Source organism: Ruegeria sp. N7, from assembly GCF_056531345.1.
This window is the reverse complement of the sequence record NZ_JBQFLR010000001.1, coordinates 823,667-840,308: the sequence shown is the minus strand read 5'-3', so window position 1 is coordinate 840,308 and position 16,642 is coordinate 823,667. Positions and strand designations below refer to the sequence as shown.

15 protein-coding genes, 1 tRNA gene and 1 pseudogene are annotated in these 16,642 nt (G+C 56.6%); 8 read left to right on the top strand and 9 right to left on the bottom strand.

Translation table 11 applies throughout. The annotated features are described in order from the left end of the window. Positions 1–15 precede the first annotated feature (15 nt). Both ACR0ES_RS04185 and ACR0ES_RS04180 read right to left on the bottom strand, forming a co-directional pair. The gene (locus ACR0ES_RS04185) at positions 16–1,335 is read right to left on the bottom strand and encodes a DUF6538 domain-containing protein (protein WP_480869592.1); all 1,320 of its coding nucleotides are present in this window, start codon (positions 1,333–1,335) and stop codon (positions 16–18) included. A gap of 75 nt (positions 1,336–1,410) precedes the next feature. After that, a tRNA-Cys gene (locus ACR0ES_RS04180) sits at positions 1,411–1,484 on the bottom strand. A 224-nt stretch (positions 1,485–1,708) separates the two neighbouring features. Between ACR0ES_RS04180 and ACR0ES_RS04175 the strand changes: the two genes are divergently transcribed. From ACR0ES_RS04175 to ACR0ES_RS04165, 3 genes are all read left to right on the top strand, one after another. Beyond that, complete coding sequence (locus ACR0ES_RS04175; RefSeq protein WP_267363657.1) at positions 1,709–2,362, top strand: protein-L-isoaspartate O-methyltransferase family protein; 654 nt, start codon at positions 1,709–1,711, stop codon at positions 2,360–2,362. A gap of 94 nt (positions 2,363–2,456) precedes the next feature. Then, the gene (locus tag ACR0ES_RS04170; RefSeq protein ID WP_209503355.1) at positions 2,457–3,875 is read left to right on the top strand and encodes a TolC family outer membrane protein; all 1,419 of its coding nucleotides are present in this window, start codon (positions 2,457–2,459) and stop codon (positions 3,873–3,875) included. A 73-nt stretch (positions 3,876–3,948) separates the two neighbouring features. After that, positions 3,949–4,737 (top strand): hypothetical protein, encoded by a 789-nt coding sequence (locus ACR0ES_RS04165; protein ID WP_480869590.1) that lies wholly within the window; start codon positions 3,949–3,951, stop codon positions 4,735–4,737. Between the two features lie 3 nt (positions 4,738–4,740). On the opposite strand, the gene ACR0ES_RS04160 is transcribed toward ACR0ES_RS04165, so the two are convergent. Both ACR0ES_RS04160 and ACR0ES_RS04155 read right to left on the bottom strand, forming a co-directional pair. Next, on the bottom strand, positions 4,741–6,198 hold the full coding sequence (locus tag ACR0ES_RS04160) for a cobyric acid synthase (protein WP_480869587.1): 1,458 nt from the start codon (positions 6,196–6,198) through the stop codon (positions 4,741–4,743). 156 nt (positions 6,199–6,354) lie between these two features. Further along, the gene (locus tag ACR0ES_RS04155; protein ID WP_037310273.1) at positions 6,355–6,675 is read right to left on the bottom strand and encodes a DUF6280 family protein; all 321 of its coding nucleotides are present in this window, start codon (positions 6,673–6,675) and stop codon (positions 6,355–6,357) included. Between the two features lie 219 nt (positions 6,676–6,894). On the opposite strand from ACR0ES_RS04155, the gene efp reads away from it, so the two are divergent. After that, positions 6,895–7,458, top strand: a complete 564-nt coding sequence (gene efp, locus ACR0ES_RS04150) for an elongation factor P (RefSeq protein WP_209503361.1) — start codon at positions 6,895–6,897, stop codon at positions 7,456–7,458. Positions 7,459–7,511: 53 nt separating this feature from the next. On the opposite strand, the gene ACR0ES_RS04145 is transcribed toward efp, so the two are convergent. Together ACR0ES_RS04145 and ygfZ are read right to left on the bottom strand one after the other, a co-directional pair. After that, positions 7,512–8,453 (bottom strand): ABC transporter transmembrane domain-containing protein, encoded by a 942-nt coding sequence (locus ACR0ES_RS04145; RefSeq protein WP_480558264.1) that lies wholly within the window; start codon positions 8,451–8,453, stop codon positions 7,512–7,514. A 106-nt stretch (positions 8,454–8,559) separates the two neighbouring features. Then, the gene (gene ygfZ / locus ACR0ES_RS04140) at positions 8,560–9,303 is read right to left on the bottom strand and encodes a CAF17-like 4Fe-4S cluster assembly/insertion protein YgfZ (protein WP_480564086.1); all 744 of its coding nucleotides are present in this window, start codon (positions 9,301–9,303) and stop codon (positions 8,560–8,562) included. Between the two features lie 73 nt (positions 9,304–9,376). Between ygfZ and ACR0ES_RS04135 the strand changes: the two genes are divergently transcribed. Beyond that, complete coding sequence (locus ACR0ES_RS04135; protein ID WP_480869585.1) at positions 9,377–10,051, top strand: TIGR04283 family arsenosugar biosynthesis glycosyltransferase; 675 nt, start codon at positions 9,377–9,379, stop codon at positions 10,049–10,051. Between the two features lie 7 nt (positions 10,052–10,058). Here the strand turns inward: ACR0ES_RS04135 and ACR0ES_RS04130 are convergent. Continuing rightward, positions 10,059–10,814, bottom strand: a pseudogene (locus ACR0ES_RS04130) (hypothetical protein); the annotation flags it as partial. Between the two features lie 244 nt (positions 10,815–11,058). On the opposite strand from ACR0ES_RS04130, the gene ACR0ES_RS04125 reads away from it, so the two are divergent. Further along, the gene (locus ACR0ES_RS04125; RefSeq protein ID WP_480564089.1) at positions 11,059–11,898 is read left to right on the top strand and encodes an EamA family transporter; all 840 of its coding nucleotides are present in this window, start codon (positions 11,059–11,061) and stop codon (positions 11,896–11,898) included. A gap of 28 nt (positions 11,899–11,926) precedes the next feature. Here the strand turns inward: ACR0ES_RS04125 and ACR0ES_RS04120 are convergent, their stop codons facing one another. Next, on the bottom strand, positions 11,927–12,898 hold the full coding sequence (locus ACR0ES_RS04120; RefSeq protein ID WP_480485203.1) for a UDP-glucuronic acid decarboxylase family protein: 972 nt from the start codon (positions 12,896–12,898) through the stop codon (positions 11,927–11,929). Between the two features lie 315 nt (positions 12,899–13,213). Here ACR0ES_RS04120 and ACR0ES_RS04115 point away from each other — a divergent pair, with 315 nt between their 5' ends. After that, complete coding sequence (locus ACR0ES_RS04115) at positions 13,214–13,588, top strand: AbiU2 domain-containing protein (protein ID WP_480869582.1); 375 nt, start codon at positions 13,214–13,216, stop codon at positions 13,586–13,588. A gap of 309 nt (positions 13,589–13,897) precedes the next feature. Here ACR0ES_RS04115 and parE read toward each other — a convergent pair whose 3' ends face one another. Continuing rightward, on the bottom strand, positions 13,898–15,856 hold the full coding sequence (gene parE / locus ACR0ES_RS04110; RefSeq protein ID WP_209596923.1) for a DNA topoisomerase IV subunit B: 1,959 nt from the start codon (positions 15,854–15,856) through the stop codon (positions 13,898–13,900). A 152-nt stretch (positions 15,857–16,008) separates the two neighbouring features. Here parE and ACR0ES_RS04105 point away from each other — a divergent pair, with 152 nt between their 5' ends. Further along, positions 16,009–16,617, top strand: coding sequence for a carboxymuconolactone decarboxylase family protein (locus tag ACR0ES_RS04105; protein WP_480564101.1), 609 nt, complete (start codon positions 16,009–16,011; stop codon positions 16,615–16,617). Positions 16,618–16,642: the final 25 nt, after the last annotated feature.

The window sequence follows — 16,642 nt, the reverse complement described above, 5'->3', positions numbered from 1 at the left end:
GTGCTGTCCCAAGCCTCAGACCACCTTAGTAATGTACTCGAACTTCAATCTCTCGATTGCTTCCTTCCGAACCTTCAAGCTCGGTCCTTCACCGTAAGAACCAGCCACATCGCCCGAACCGTGTCCGGTGATGAAGTCGTTTATCTCCTTGGATACGCCTGCGTCCCTCAGCATGTCCTTGAAGTTCCCCCTAAGTGAATGAACGACCTTTGTGGGGTCCTCAGTGACCCTGCGCACCCATGGCATCAATGCCTTGGAGGCAGGACCCTGCGTCTTACCATCGCGGTCTCGGGGAAACTCTGGGAACATCTGACCGGATTTACCCGTCTCGATCCACGTAAGGGCAGGGTGGACGGGTACCCGCCGCTTAGACCCCGAGTTCTTCACGATGGCACCCGTGAGGTCAAAGTATAGAACGCCTTGTTCCTCGTCCTCTTTGATGTCCTCCCACGTCAATAGAGCGGCCTCGTCGAGCCTCATGCCGGTGGTCGTCAAGATCGACAATAGGCGGCGAAGGTGCGGCTCCATGGGTTGCTCAAAGAGTGCCTTGAGTTCTCTCTTGGTAAATGGTGTGTAGCTTTGTTTTTTGGTTCCGAGGTTCTTGTCCAGCTTGATCCCTGCGAACACGTTTTGAGGAACCCAACCTTTACGCACTGCATGATCAAACATACGCCGGACGTAGCCGATCTTCTTATCGATGGTCTTTCGGCTTTTTGATGCACCGATGATTTCTGCGAACTCATGAACCTTGACCGCAGTGACGTCAGACAGGGCAATGTCCCCCGCGAAGTCCTTGAATTGCTCAAGGGCATGTTCCGCTTCGCGCTGTGTTTTGATCGTGCTGTACGGCTTGGTTTCAAGGTAATCTTTAGAAGCGTTAGCTAGGTAAACCGTTCCCGGCGCAGCCGCCCGCTCGGTGCCGCCAGCCTTCCATTCTTGGTATATCTTGAGAGCCTCAACCGCGTTTTCGTTGATTACGTCGATAACGTAGTCTTCGTCCTCGTCTTCTGTGTACTCAAGATTCTTGTGGTACTGAATCAGACCCTCTAGTTCCCCGATGTCCTCCATGCGTTGCACCTCGTCAGCATCACCGATCCAGCCGAGTAGATCACTGATAACGTCGCGTGGATCAGGCTTGCAGTTGTCGAGTTGAGCGTAGAGTTCAGCAGATATGTTGTGTTGCCTACGCTTGGCATCAGCCAAATCACTTGTACCAGTGGATTTCTTGAGTTGCTTCCTACCGTTGAAATGCTGGCGAAGCTCCGCAGGGATCGTCAGGAGAACGTAATATTTACCTTTGTTCTGCGCCAAGGTCGTCGCGGGGTAATCAAGCACCTGTATCCTCCAAAGTATCCTCCATGAGATACTCCAAGTGTCTAATATATTGAGAAAAAACACAATAAGGAGGATTGGAGGCGAGTACCGGAATCGAACCGGTGTACACGGATTTGCAATCCGCTGCGTCACCACTCCGCCAACTCGCCTTTTCAAGTAAAATCAAATACTTGCTGTGGTGTGACTGGGTTTTTAACAGCTTTCCTCTGGGGCGTCCAGTGGATTGCGCGCGAAATTGCCGGCAAGATCGAAATTTGCCGAAGTCCACGCCCAAGGAGTTGATCAAGATTCAGGTTGCGGCAACAGGGGCGTTGCTGGAAGGTTCAGGATATGGCACAAGCCGGACATCTTTGGGAATGAGACGAGATATCCAATGACTGACTTCGCAGCCCGGCGCCGCACAATGGTTGATACACAGATCCGCCCCTCTGACGTCACCAAGTTCCCGATCATTGAGGCGATGCTGAGTGTTCCGCGGGAAAGCTTCGTGCCCGATTCTCAACGCGAGGCGGCCTATGTGGACGGCCTGATTGATCTGGGGGACGGGCGCAGCATGTTGGAGCCGCGAACCCTAGCTAAAATGCTGGACGTGCTGAACATATCCAAGGATGAGATGGTCCTCGATATCGCTCCGGCAATGGGGTATTCCACGGCTGTCACCGCGCGGATGGCTGAGTTGGTTGTGGGTGTTGAAAGCGACGAAACCCTTGCAGCCGAGGCGCAAAACCTCTTGGCCGAAGCTGACGTGCACAACGCCATTATCCACGTCGGCGCGCTGGAACAGGGTGTGGCGGAACACGGCCCCTATGATGCGATCATGGTGCAGGGCGGTGTCGAGCAGGTGCCTGATGCCCTGTTGGATCAACTCAAGGATCACGGTCGGATCGTGTGTCTGTTTGTCAACGGCAACCTGGGCACCGTGCGGATCGGTCGAAAAACTGGTGGTCGCGTCAGTTGGCGTGATGTGTTCAATGCCAATGCTCCGGTTCTGGAAGGTTTTTCGGCAGAGTGTGCATTTTCGCTATAGTCCGCCGATAGATTTTTCTATCACCTTGATTAGTTGAAAAGAAGGCCGCAAACTGCCTGCAGGGCAGTGTAATTTCGTTTGAGAGGATTTTGGTATGCGTGGTTCGGCGACAGGTAAGCTGGTCAGGGCGTTTGCTGTGACCGCAGGACTTGCCATGAGCGTGATGCCAGGGCGTGCAGCGTGGGCAGACAACATAACGGATGCGTTCATCGGCGCGTATAACACCAGTGGTTTGCTTGAACAGAACCGGGCGTTGCTGCGCGCCGCGGATGAAGATGTGGCCATTGCGCTTTCTGCGTTGCGACCAATCATCAACTGGACCGTGCAGGTCAGCCAGGATTACACCCGGTCACGGGTCAATAACGTCGTGACGACAAACGAACCGTCGCGGTTCTTTTCGGGCCTGACGCTGAGCCAGCTTTTGTATGATGGCGGCGCGTCTGTGCTGGGCAAGCAGTCGGCGCAGGAAACGGTACTATCGACCCGGCAAACCCTGATCGATATCGAACAACAGGTTCTTATCCGCGCAGCAAATGCCTATCTGGGCGTCCTGTTGCAGGAAGAGACCGTGGCGATCCGCCAGAACAACGTGGATGTGTCAGCAGAGGAACTTAGGGCGTCGAATGACCGCTTCGAAGTGGGCGAAGTAACCCGGACGGATGTCGCATTGTCCGAAGCACAGCTGGCAAGCTCTCAGGCGGATCTGGCAGTGGCACGCGGTGAATTGAGCATTGCGCAAGCCGAATACGTGAATGCAGTCGGAAAGGCACCGGGGCGAACGGCTGGTCAGCCGAGCCTGCCCAATCTGCCGCGTTCCGAAGCAGAAGCTGTGAATCTGGCGCAACGCAACCACCCGGCCATTCTATCGGCTCAGCATCAGGTCAGGGCGTTTGATCTGGTCGTGCAGCAACAGCGGGCAAACCTTGGGCCGAATGTCAGCCTGAATGCCGATGCTGGCGTGTCCGAGCGCTATGACAACAATGACTATGTGAACGACGCGACCGTGTCGCTGAACTTCACACAACCTATCTACGCGGGTGGCCGGTTGGCGGCAAATGTCCGCCGCGCAATGGCCAGCCGGGATGCCTCGCGTGCGAATCTTCTGAACGTTCAAAAGAACATCACGCAGGGTGTGACCGACCGTTATGCGGCGTTTCAGGCGGCCAGCGCCAGCCTGAGGGCATCAACCGAGCGCGTTAACGCCTCGCAAGTGGCTTTTGATGGCATCCGGGAAGAGGCGACTCTGGGCGCGCGAACAACTCTGGATGTATTGAATGCACAGCAGGATTTGCTGGATGCACAGCTGGCAGAAGTCGCTTCGCGCACCGAACGGTCGCGGGCTGCCTATCAGTTGTTGCAGGCGCAGGGCCTTCTGACAGCCGAGCGTCTTGGGTTGGCGGTGCAAATCTATGATCCGACTTTGTATTACAATCTGGTCAAGAATGCGCCGGCACAGGTCAGCAAGCAAAGCAAGGATCTGGATCGCGTTCTCAAAGCATTGCGCCGGGACTGATCGACAATACTATTTGTTGTGAGGCGCGGATTGTTTGGCTACACTCGATCCAAGGATAGAGCGGTAGAGAACAATGTCTGATAATGTCGTGAAAGCAGGGATCGAAGACGTTCTGTCTTCGGTCAAACGTCTGGTCAGTGAAGACAGTCGTGATAAAACCGTCTCGGATCAAACGACTAAAGCACGAAAGCCGGGGCGGCTGGTGCTTACTGATGCTTTGCGGATCAGCACACCAGATCAATTGGGGGTGATTCCCGCTAAAGCTGTATCGGAACCCGAAGTTTCAGATGCCGCCAAGCCCATGTTGTTGCGCACCTGTGACATCGTTCAGACGGGTCAACCTGCGAACGCGGACCAGGACAAGCCAGAAACAGCCGAGACGAAACACGCCCCGTCGGATGATGCAACAAGCAGCCTGAGTGCAAAGATTGAAGCGCTGGAAGCGGCAATTGCGCAAACAGAAGATCAGTGGGAACCGGACGGTGACAGCCAGGATGCATATTCGGGCACACCGTCACACGCGCTGCCATGGGATGTCGAAGAAGAATTTGCCGCTGCGATGTCGATTGATGCTGCCGGTGGTGACGAACCAGAGGCGGTTCAGCAGGACGAAGACGCATCTTGTCAGGCGGAATTCATCCGGTCGTCTCAGGCTGTTGTGTCTGATGCTGATGCCGAAGAACCTGATTCCGACGAAAACGTCAGGACGATCGACATGGATGAAGACGCTCTGCGCACCTTGATCGCAGAGGTTGTCCGCGCCGAGCTGCAAGGAACGATGGGTGAGCGGATTACACGAAATGTGCGCAAGATGGTCAGGCGAGAGATCGCCCGCGCTCTTGCGGCTCAGGATCTGGAGTAACTCTCAGCCACGGTGCGGGGGCTGCGCGAGGCTGAGCAGCAGGTCAAGGTCCATGTGGCGCTCCAGATGATCGGCCAGATCGTCCAGCGCCTGCTCGACGCCGTCCTCATAGGACAGGTCCGAGGTCACGCCTAACGCTGCCAAATACCGCGCCCGGAATGCGTCGGACGAAAAGATACCGTGCAGATAGCTTCCCTTGATCCGCCCGTTTGCGCTGGCCGCGCCTTCAGGGCGGCCTTCGACCTCAAGCCATGCATTGGTGCAATCCGGGCCGTCTGTATGGCCCATGTGGATTTCGTATCCGGTGACCGGCTCTCGGTCCGGCAAGGCATGGGCCGTACGCAGAACAACTTGCTTTTGTTCTCCCATGACCGTGTCTACATCCAGCAACCCCAACCCTTCGACCTTACCTGGTCGACCGTCCACGCCATCGGGGTCAGAAATGGTCTTGCCCAGCATCTGAAAGCCACCGCAAAGACCCAGCACATGCCCGCCGCGCCGAACATGACCGTACAGGTCGATGTCCCAGCCTTGTGCACGGAAATAGGCCAGATCTCCGATGGTGGATTTGCTGCCCGGTAGCAAAACCAGATCGGCATCGCCCGGCAATGCGCGTCCGGCCGGAATGATCTCGACACTCACACCGGGTTCGGCCGACAATGGATCAAGGTCGTCGAAATTCGCCATTCGTTCAAGCTGTGGCACAACAACCTTGCAGGTGCCGCCTGTGTGAGAGCGGATGTCCATCATATCTTCGGCCGGAAGTTTCCAGGCGTCATGAAACCACGGCACAACCCCAAGACAGGGCCACCCTGTACGAGAGGCAATATCATCGCGCCCTTCGTCAAATAGGGACACATCGCCTTTGAACCGATTGACGGCGAAGCCCCGAATTCGCGCAAGATCGCCGTCGTCCAGAACCGCCTGAGTGCCGACGATCTGTGCGATCACACCGCCGCGGTGAATGTCGCCAGCAAGTATTACAGGTATGTTCGCAGCGCAGGCAAAGCCCATATTGGCGATGTCACCCTTGCGCAGGTTTGTTTCGGCCGGGCTGCCCGCCCCTTCGATCAGAACCAGATCCGCGTCGTTGCACAGCCGGTCAAAGCTTTCCAGTGCGGCGCTTAGCAGCCTGGATTTATCCTTGCGGTAATCACCGGCTTTCATGGTGCCCGCGCGCTGCCCCTGAACAATGATCTGCGCGCCGGTATCAGTTTCAGGTTTTAGCAATACTGGGTTCATATCCGTATGCGTCGCCCGCCTTGCCGCCCGTGCCTGAAGGGCCTGTGCGCGACCGATTTCCCCACCGTTTTCTGTAACAGCAGCATTGTTCGACATGTTCTGAGGTTTGAAGGGCGCAACCCGAAGACCCCGCCGTGTAAAAGCCCGCGCAAGCCCCGCCACCAGAACGGATTTTCCGACATTGCTGCCGGTGCCTTGAATCATGATGGCGCGAACCATGGATTGTCTCCTACCTGTCAAGGCGCAGATGACCTGATTTAGGCGGGCAGGGGAAGCCCTGAACTCACCCTGACGCCCAGGATCGTGGTGGGATACGCATAGAAAAACGCGCTCTGATGGCAGAGCGCGTTTTTTCTGAGTTGAAACAGCCTTGGATCAGGCAGCTTCAGCCTGCTGAGCGGCATTGCGACGCTCGCTTTCTTCACGCGACAGCGCGACCGAGGTCCGCACGCCACGGCCAACGAACTCCATCAGTCCGCTGACAACCCGCTCGTTCGGGTCGATTCCCGCGCAAGACAGCACTTCGCGTCCATCGCGCGAGCGCGCCCAACGGGCGATTTGTTCCGGGCCATTGCCATACTTCTTGTCATCGGCAATGGCGTCATCGAGTGCGGCCAACACAACGGCCGCGAAAAGTTTGCGAGCACGATTGCCTTGTTCGTTGTTAAAGGCAGTGCCGTCAACGAAATCTCTCATCTCGTCTTCCTTGTTTTTCTTGCTCTTGCAATTTTCGGCGTGACGGTCCTTATGACCGATAAAGTGCGATTCGGATACAGCTAATATGCATAGTTGCGTTGCGTCACTTGCATATCTCGCTGCACGTGCAGCACTAGGTTTGGTTGTCTTGTCAGGTATGTTCCCGCCAGATATAGGAGGCGCAACTGACGCATCAACCGTTTGTGAAGGAATTATGTAATGCCCAAGATAAATGGGAACGAAATTCGCCCCGGCAATGTGCTTGAGCATAACGACGGCCTTTGGGCCGCGGTCAAGGTTGACCATGTGAAGCCCGGCAAGGGCGGCGCTTTCGCGCAGGTCGAACTGCGCAACCTGCGCAATGGTTCGAAACTGAACGAACGGTTCCGCTCGGCTGACAAGGTTGAGCGTGTGCGCCTTGAACAGAAGGATCAGCAGTTCCTGTATGAAACCGATGGCATGCTGGTCTTCATGGATGCCGAAACATACGAACAGATTGAATTGCCAGCGGATTTGCTGGGCGAGCGTCGTCCGTTCCTTCAGGATGGCATGACGATTGTTGTCGAATTCTACGAAAGTGAAGCGCTGAACGCGACGCTGCCGCAGAAAGTAACCTGCAAGATTGTCGAAACCGAGCCGGTCGTAAAAGGTCAGACCGCCGCGAACTCGTTCAAGCCTGCAATTCTGGACAATGGCGTGAAAGTCATGGTGCCGCCGTTCATCGGTCAGGATGAAATGATCATCGTGAACACCGAAACGATGGAATATTCCGAACGCGCGTGACGTTTCGTCGCTTTTTGTGTCAGACCGCGCAAGCAGCCGCTGCGCGGTCTTTTTTATGCACTGTTGCGGTACCGGTAATGCGCGGGGTCCGGGCCGAATAGTTCTAGCATCAGCTCGTATTTGATGCGGTTGGCACTGACTTGTCTGTAAAAGGCGATCAGGAACGCGGTCGGGCCCTGTATCCGGCCAAGCCCGCTGATCGCGGCCACCACCGTGCCGACATCGGTCTTTCCTTGCAGCACCAGATAACCGCCCAACATCAGAATACCTACGGTTCCGGCGCCGTTGATTACGCTCAATAGGAACTTGGCCGAAAGCTTCCAAAGAAACATGCGCCGCCTTGTGTCATAGATGTCGTCGAACAGGGCATTGATATCCCGCTCGACGGCATCGATATCCTCGGTGGTCAGCCTATCAGTGGCGCTGCGCAAAAGGCGGACGCGTTCGGCGACAAACGTGTTCACTTTGCGTTGCGACACCAGAACGATAATGATCTGCGGCACAATCATGGAAAACGCGATAAGGCCAAGGCCTGGCTGCGTTGAGGATATGTACCCGATCACGCTGACCAGCGTTCCAACCTGAACCACCGGGTCCGAGAACGCGCCCCCTGCGAACTTGCCCAGCTCCTCAGCCTCGGCTGAGATGGCGGTCGTCATGGTACCTTTGCGCAGATTTTCACCCGTTTCCTTCAGGTCGGTAGCACGCCACAGCAAGCGTTGCCGGATCAGCCGGATCATGTCTTCGCCCAATGTACCCGCGCGAAAACCCAGAACCCATTTCAGGGCGAGGCTTAGCAGGATGACAATCATCATGCCGATGCCCAGCAGAACCAGCTTTTCGACATGAAGATCGTTGGACGTAAGGTGGTTGACAATATCGCGTTGAAATTCAAGCGGAACCGCGGCAAGCGCAGCAATGGCAATGGATAACAGAATGAGGACAATCTGCCGTCCGGCGCTGGCGCGCCAAATCGCGGAGTAAAGCTGAAACATGCGGGTATCCGTGTTGCCCCTGTGCCGACACATTGGCAGGGCTGGGTAACGGGTTCAAACTTTACGAGATAAACGGCGGATAAGGCCGTGCCGATTTGGCAACAAGTTATTCTTGGTCCGTCAGGCGAACCACGACGTCTCCGGCCAACATGTCTGCATTCGCACGGTCAAAGCGCAGATACGCGATTCCGTGTCCGCCTGATTGCGTGAACAGGGTGCCGACAGGTTTGCCGTTTGCGGCAATCTCAGTCCCCACCGGAACCGAGCCTTCGACAAAGACCCGCCGCAAGCCTTTGCGTAATTCTGTCTTGTGCTTCATGCGCGCAGTCACTTCCTGACCGACATAGCAACCCTTTTTGAAGTCCACGCCGTTCAGCGCCTCGAACCCGGATTCGAGGATATAACTGTCTGGCGTCAGTTCGACCCCAGCCTCGGGGATGCAGTGTCGAACGCGCAGCGCGTCCCAGTCGGTTCCGTCATCGCCTTCCGAAGCTGTCGAGTAATCGCGCCAACCCATATCCGGGTGACGAGGGTCAGGAAGGGCGGTGTCCGGTGCTGGCCCAGTGCCGCGTTGCAGATGTAGATCCGTGCCTTCGATTACTACATCCGCCCGGAGTTTGTACATGTTCAGGCGCTTGATCAGGTCATTTGCAAAAGGCTCGGCCACGTCCAGCAGCACTCCACCGTCATCGCGTTTCAGAAAGAAATCGGCCAGATACTTGCCCTGTGGAGTAAGCAACGCCGTATAAACAAGCCCATTGCCCAGCCCCCGAACGTCATTGGTGACAAGGTCCTGCAAAAAGTCTTCGGTGTCCGAGCCGGTCAGGCGCAGGATGCGGCGGGTGAGCATGGCTTGGTCCTCGTCATTGCCTTTGGCCTCGTGATATAGGAAGTCCCGCAGTCAAGACCAGAGGTTATCGGACGTGCCCGCACCCGTCACTGTAGTGATTCCAACCTTGAATGCCGCCGGTTCCTTGCCTGCGTGCCTTGAAGCCCTGATGGAAGGGGTGCATTCCGGGCTGATCAGGGACCTGATCGTCAGCGATGCAGGCTCAACAGACCAGACGTTGAGAATTGCAGAAGATGTTGGCGCGCTTGTTCTGAAAGGTGAGCCGTCGCGCGGCGGTCAATTGCGCCGGGGGTGTGCGCAGGCTGATGGTGAATGGTTGTTAATCCTTCATGCCGATACCGTGCTGCAACAGGGATGGGCCGAGAGCGTAAGCGCCCATCTACCCTCCAACGCACCAGCTGCGTTTCGGTTGGCTTTTCGCGCGCGTGGGTTTGCGCCGACCTGGGTGGCCGGATGGGCCAATTTGCGCAGCAGGCTGTTCGGTTTACCGTACGGAGATCAGGGGTTTCTGGTTCCGCGTGATGTCTATCTGGCGGCTGGTGGGTATCCGGACCAACCCTTGATGGAAGATGTGGCGCTGGTGCGCGCATTGCCACGGATCGCAATACTCGAGTCGCGCGCCTTTACGAGCGCGGAGCGCTATGAACAGGCAGGTTGGACTCGACGGGGCATGCGGAACTTGTGGACACTTCTGCGCTATTTTCTGGGGGTTGATCCACAGGTGTTGGCGCGGGGCTATCGACGTTGAGCGCCCGGCGCAATTCGACCAAAGATTTTCCCAGTCGAAACGGGGCAGCAAAGCTAACAAGACAAAGCGCCACGATTTGCAGAACCAGAATATGGGCATTGGCCTGCAGGTATTCCCATTCGTCCTTCAACTTGCCGACCTGCTGGATCAGATCGTCATAGCTTTGTGCCAGGATCTGATAATCTCCGGCAATCGCGGGTACCTTACGGCGCATGTTGTCGATGGCCACCTGAGTTTTGTCGTCCAGAGACGTGAATACGAGGAACTGGTCGATATTGAAAGCATCAGCTTTTGCCGTCATATCCCGCAGCTCGTCCATTTCATCTTTGCCCTGACTTCCGAACAGGAAGTGCAGGCCCTGCAGGGGGGCCACTTCGTTGGTTACGGCGATGAACAGGGGCAATTCCGAGTTGCTGGCAGTTGATGCCGACAGGAATTCAACCTTGTCGCACAGCACTGCCGTGTCAGGATCGTAAGCAGGGTCGCAGAAACGCAGACGAAACCGTGCGGCATCCCGGTCGAATGCCAATGTTGCGGCGTAGGCTACATCAATCTGGCGATCCAGTCGCGAACTGTCCGACGTATAAAGCCCCGCCAGAACAGCCACCAATGCGCCGATGCCACCCAGCACGACCCAGACCAGATCGGCCAGTTTCCATGCCCTGTGCCCTGCTGGCTTGCGGAACAAAAAGGCGGTGCCGATCGATCCTGACAGAAAAAACAGGATTAGCAGGGGCAATTGGTTGTCTGTCACAAAACTCATGTGCCCGATCTTAGAACGTGATGCGCGTCCTGCAACCGGGATCACGTGCAGTTGTAACTTCTTACCGGGCACAAGGGTGCAGGACGAGACCGGAAACGGCTTGCGGACACGTCCCCAACAGTGGCGGTAATTTGACCACTGGAATCCGGCTTGACAAAAATCCCGGTTTTGGCAGACACCACGCCCAAGTGAAATGGGGCCAAAGACCCTTTTTACGCACGAATTCTGCGGGAAAGGTTCGGGTATGACCCTGTTCGTCATTCTGATTATTCTGTCGGCGGCGCTGCTGCATGCCGTATGGAATGCCATCGTGAAAACGGCAGCGGACCGCACCACCATGCTGGGTCTGGTCGCGTTGGGTCAGGTCTTGCCGGCGGCGGTTATGGTGATGGTGCTGCCGCTGCCGAACACGCAGAGCTTTGTCTATATCCTGCTCTCGACCGTCGTGCATTTCGGCTATTACTTCATGCTGGGCAAGGCCTACCAGCATGGCGATCTGAGTGTGGTTTACCCCATAGCACGCGGGATTGTTCCGGCACTGGTCTCGCTTTGGGCGATGGCGCTGGTGGGCGAAGTTCTGCCCTGGCAAGCCTGGGGTGGGATCGCCTTAATCGCGGTTGGCATTCAGCTGAGCAGCTGGGCGGCGCTGCGTTCGGGTGTCGGGCGCAGCGCGCTGGGATTTGCGCTGGGAACCGGGTTCTGCATTTCGATCTATTCGGTGGTTGATGGGATTGGGGTGCGGCTGTCAGGCAATACGCTCAGCTATTGGGCGTGGGGGGCCTTTCTGCACCTGTTCATTGTAGGGTTTATCGGGGTCAGGAAACGCACCACCCTCAAAGACCTGCCAGTCAGAATATGGATGACGGGCCTTTTGGGTGGGCTGGTTTCGATGACAGCGTATGGTCTGGTGCTTTACGCCAAGAACTTTGCGCCGCTTGGGGCGGTTTCGGCCCTGCGGGAAACCTCGGTCATCTTTGCGGCGCTGATCGGGTTCATTTTCCTGAAAGAAGGCAACTGGATGCGACGCCTGGGCGCCGCGGTCCTCATGGCGATTGGCGTCGCGCTGATCGGCACGGCGGTCTGATCCGGTCCCCGAGCCATGGCGAGACGCGTTATCCGGCTGCGCCTTCTGACTGAAGCGTCCGGAAATACCGGATCGTTGCGTCCAACCCTTCCTTCAGCTGTACTGTGGGTTCCCAGTTCAGCAGGGTCCGCGCCAGCGTGATATCGGGCTGACGTTGTTTCGGATCGTCCTCGGGCAACTCTTTGAAACTGATAGGGGTTTCCGCGCCAACAAGCGCCTGCACCTCGCTGGCCAGCTCGTTCATCGAGAATTCGTTGGGATTGCCCAGATTAACGGGGCCGGTGACGTCCTTGCCTGTGTCCATCAGGCGGATGAACCCTTCGATCAGATCATCCACGTAGCAGAATGACCGGGTCTGCGTGCCGTCGCCAAAGATCGTGATCGGCTCGCCCGTCAGGGCCTGCATGATGAAGTTCGACACAACGCGCCCATCGGCGGGGTGCATTCGGGGGCCGTAGGTGTTGAAGATGCGGGCGACCTTGATCTCCAACCCCATCTGCCGGTGGTAATCAAAGAACAACGTCTCGGCACACCGCTTGCCCTCGTCATAGCACGAGCGCGGCCCAACCGGGTTCACGTTGCCCCAATAGTCTTCGGTCTGCGGATGGATCGTCGGGTCACCGTAGACCTCAGACGTTGAGGCCTGAAAGATCTTGCATTTCAGGCGTTTCGCCAGACCCAGCATGTTGATCGCGCCATGCACGCTGGTCTTGGTCGTCTGCACCGGGTCGTGTTGATAATGCACGGGTGAGGCGGGACAGGCGAGGTTATAGATCTCGTCCACTTCCACAAACAGCGGGAAGGTCACATCGTGGCGCATGAACTCGAACCGCGGGTTGCTGTGCAGATGGTCGATATTGCGCTTGGTGCCGGTGAACAGGTTGTCGACGCACAAAACCTCATGCCCCTGATCCAGAAGCCGGTCGCACAGATGCGAGCCCAGAAACCCGGCCCCACCGGTTACGAGAACACGTTTTCGACTGTCATAAAGGCGGGCCATTGCAAATCCTTAATCGTTAAATCCAAGCCAGCTTGCCACGGGGAAGCCGGGTCTTGATCTGATTAGTAAACCGAAGGGATTTGAATTGCAGTAGATTTTGGTTTTTTGAGGGCGCGTGTGGTGGTGGTGGGTCTTCCGCCCCGTCAATGCTTGATGCGAGGCATCAAGCACGCACCCGACCCGCCCCCAGGGCGGGCGCGAGGATTTTGATCGGGTAGGATGGGTGTTTACACGCATCTCGATGCGGGCAATTTGATAGGTGCGAACATCCACCCTGCGAATGTTAGCTGCGAAAAAACTTCTGAAAGAAACTAAATGGTAAATGAAGCTGAGAACCTCTTCGAACACTTAAAGACGGACTTCTTTAGGTTGCGTGTTGAATGGAGGTTGTACCGGTCGCTATGGGGGACCAATAAAGAAACCTTTGATATGCTCCAGTCAATTTCGGCTTCAACCTCTCAAACCTTGGAGGCAATCGTTTTTGAAAGAGTTCTACTTGGATTGAGAAAGCTAACTGATCCACCGCATGGTAGAAGAATGAGTGCAAAGTCTGTTTCCATACGTGCTTTGCCAAAGTACTTTGACGATGGTGAAAAGACACTTACCAAACTTGTTTCGAGTAGCCTTAGGTCTTCGAGCTTTGCTCGAAACTGGTCAGACAAGCGGATTGCACATTCGGATTTTGAATAACGTGTAGGAAACGCGCAACTCGAACCCGCCAGCAGAGCAAAGGTCGAGAAGGCTTTAGAAAGCATCGCGACAATCGTCAAATGGATCGCGCTAAACCACTTTGATACAACGTTGATTACTCATCCAATACCGCCGCTTTCCGACGAGAGAACGTTTCTTCGTTGTCTTTATGAAGGAAAACAGGAAATGGAACGTAAACGCGAACTGTCTAAACAGCTTTCTCTTCAAGGCAGGTATGAGGAAAGAAACAAGTTGAGAGAAATGCCCGATTGGCTCAAGAGGTCTGAACCGCCGATAGACTCTTAACCCTCAAACATCCAACTCCTCCACAAACCGCGCGTTCTCCTGAATGTATTGGAACCGCAGTTCGGGCTTCTTACCCATCAGGCGCTCGACCAGATCGCCGGTTTCGCCGGGTTCATCCTCGTCGATGGTGACCCGGATCAATTTCCGGGACTTGGGGTCCATCGTGGTCTCTTTCAGGTCCTTGGCGTCCATTTCGCCCAGACCCTTAAAGCGGGACACGTCGATCTTGCCCTTGCCGCCCAGACCTTTTTTCAGCCATTCGTCGCGCTCGGCCTCGTCCAGACAATAGACGCGTTTGGCGCCCTGGGTCAGGCGATAGAGGGGCGGGCAGGCCAGGTAAAGGTGGCCCGCGTCAATCATCGGGCGCATCTGGGTGAAGAAGAACGTCATCAGCAAGGAGGCGATATGCGCCCCGTCCACATCCGCGTCGGTCATGATGATGACCTTGTCATAACGCAGGTCGTCGACGTTGAACTTGGTGCCAAGCCCGACACCCAACGCTTGGGTCAGGTCGTTGATCTCGGCATTGGTGCCCAGCTTGGAACTGGCCGCGCCCAGCACGTTCAGGATCTTGCCGCGCAGGGGTAGCAGGGCCTGCGTTTTGCGGTCGCGACCCATCTTGGCCGAGCCACCCGCAGAATCGCCTTCGACGATGAATAATTCGGTGCCGTCGCGTGTTGAACTGGAACAGTCCACCAGCTTGCCGGGAAGACGAAGTTTCTTAGTGGCGGACTTGCGTTGTGTTTCCTTCTCGGCCCGACGGCGCAGGCGTTCTTCGGCCCTCAGGATGAGGAAGTCGAGGATCGCGCCGGCGGATTTCGTATCAGCCGCCAGCCAGTTGTCGAAATGGTCGCGGACCGCGTTTTCGACCAGCCGCTGCGCCTCGACCGTGGCCAGGCGGTCCTTGGTCTGGCCCACGAATTCCGGCTCGCGGATAAAGCACGACACCAGCGCGCAGCCACCTGTCAGCAGGTCGTCGCGGGTGATTTGCGCGGCCTTTTTGTTGTTGATCAACTCGCCATAGGCCTTGATCCCCTTGAGGATCGCAGCCCAGAAACCGGCCACATGGGTGCCGCCTTCGGGGGTGGGAACGGTGTTACAATAGGATTGGATGAACCCGTCACGCGACGGTGTCCAGTTGATCGCCCATTCGACCTTGCCGGGGGTGCCGAATTTCTCGTTGAAATCGACGGTGCCCGCAAAGGGTTGCTCGGCATAGGTAGACGAGCCGTTCATCGTCTCTTTCAGGTAATCCGACAGGCCGCCGGGAAAGTGGAACGAGGCCTCAAGCGGGGTTTCACCGTCATCGATGGCGGTTTTCCAGCGGATTTCGACGCCCGAGAACAGATAGGCCTTGGAGCGGATGGACTTGAACAGCCGCGCGGGTTTGAACTTGTGATGGCCAAAGATGTCCGGGTCGGCGTGGAAGGTCACCGTTGTGCCGCGCCGGTTCGGGGCCGCGCCAACCTTTTCGACCGGGCCAAGTGGGATACCGCGCGAGAAACGTTGTTCATATAGCTGCTTGTCCCGCGCCACCTGCACGACCATCGAATCAGACAGCGCGTTCACCACCGACGCACCAACCCCGTGCAAGCCACCCGAGGTCTGGTAAGCCTTGCCCGAGAACTTGCCGCCCGCGTGCAGGGTACACAGGATCACCTCCAACGCGGACTTGCCCGGAAATTTTGGATGCGGGTCGATCGGGATACCGCGCCCGTTGTCACGGACGGTCAGGGCGTAGTCGGAATGCAGCTCGACCTCGATCCGGTTGGCATAGCCTGCCACGGCCTCGTCCATCGAGTTGTCGAGGATCTCGGCCAACATATGGTGCAGCGCACGCTCATCCGTGCCGCCAATATACATGCCGGGGCGTTTGCGAACCGGTTCCAGCCCTTCGAGCACCTCGATCGAGGAGGCGTCATAGGTAGAAGTGGCGCTGGGCGTCAACAGATCTTCGGGCATGGGTGCTGCTCTTGTTTTTGGGTTTCCGCCATTATGGCAGGTGATGTGGTCCGGGGGAAGAGGGACGCGAGGTGTTGTGCGTTTTCTGTCAAGCCGCTTGCAATCCGTGCAGATAACCAGTCCTTTGATCCCGGTAAAGCGGAGGTGAATAAATGAGCTGGATCAGAACCGTTCCGTTCGAAGACGCGACTGGAAAGTTGAAGAAACTCTACGAACGCGTGACCGGGCCGAACAATAACGTAGACAACATCATGATGGCACACAGCCTTCGACCGCATTCGATGGAAGGCCATATGGCCATGTACAAGGCAGTGCTGCATCATTCGGGCAACAAGATACCGAAATGGTTTCTGGAAGTGCTGGGGGTTTGGGTCAGCTCACTGAACCGGTGCGGGTATTGCGTCGAGCATCACTTTGCAGGTCTTCAGCGCTTGCTGGGTGATACGGTGCGTGGCAACGCGATCAGGGCAGCGATTGAGGCGCGCGATCCCTCGGCTGCACCGCTGGATGCGGCGCAAATGGCTGCGATGGATTATGCCCGCAAGCTGACCGAAGCGCCGGGCGATCTGGTCGAGGCGGATGTCAGCGCCCTGCGCGACGCGGGGTGGGATGATGGCGAAATCCTAGAGATCAATCAGGTTTGCTCCTATTTTTCATATGCAAACCGGACGGTTCTGGGGCTTGGGTGCTCAACCGATGGTGATGAGTTGGGGTTGTCGCCGAACAACTCTGACAACCCTGACGATTGGGGGCACCGGTAAGGTGCTACAGATATCGTTGGTGCTG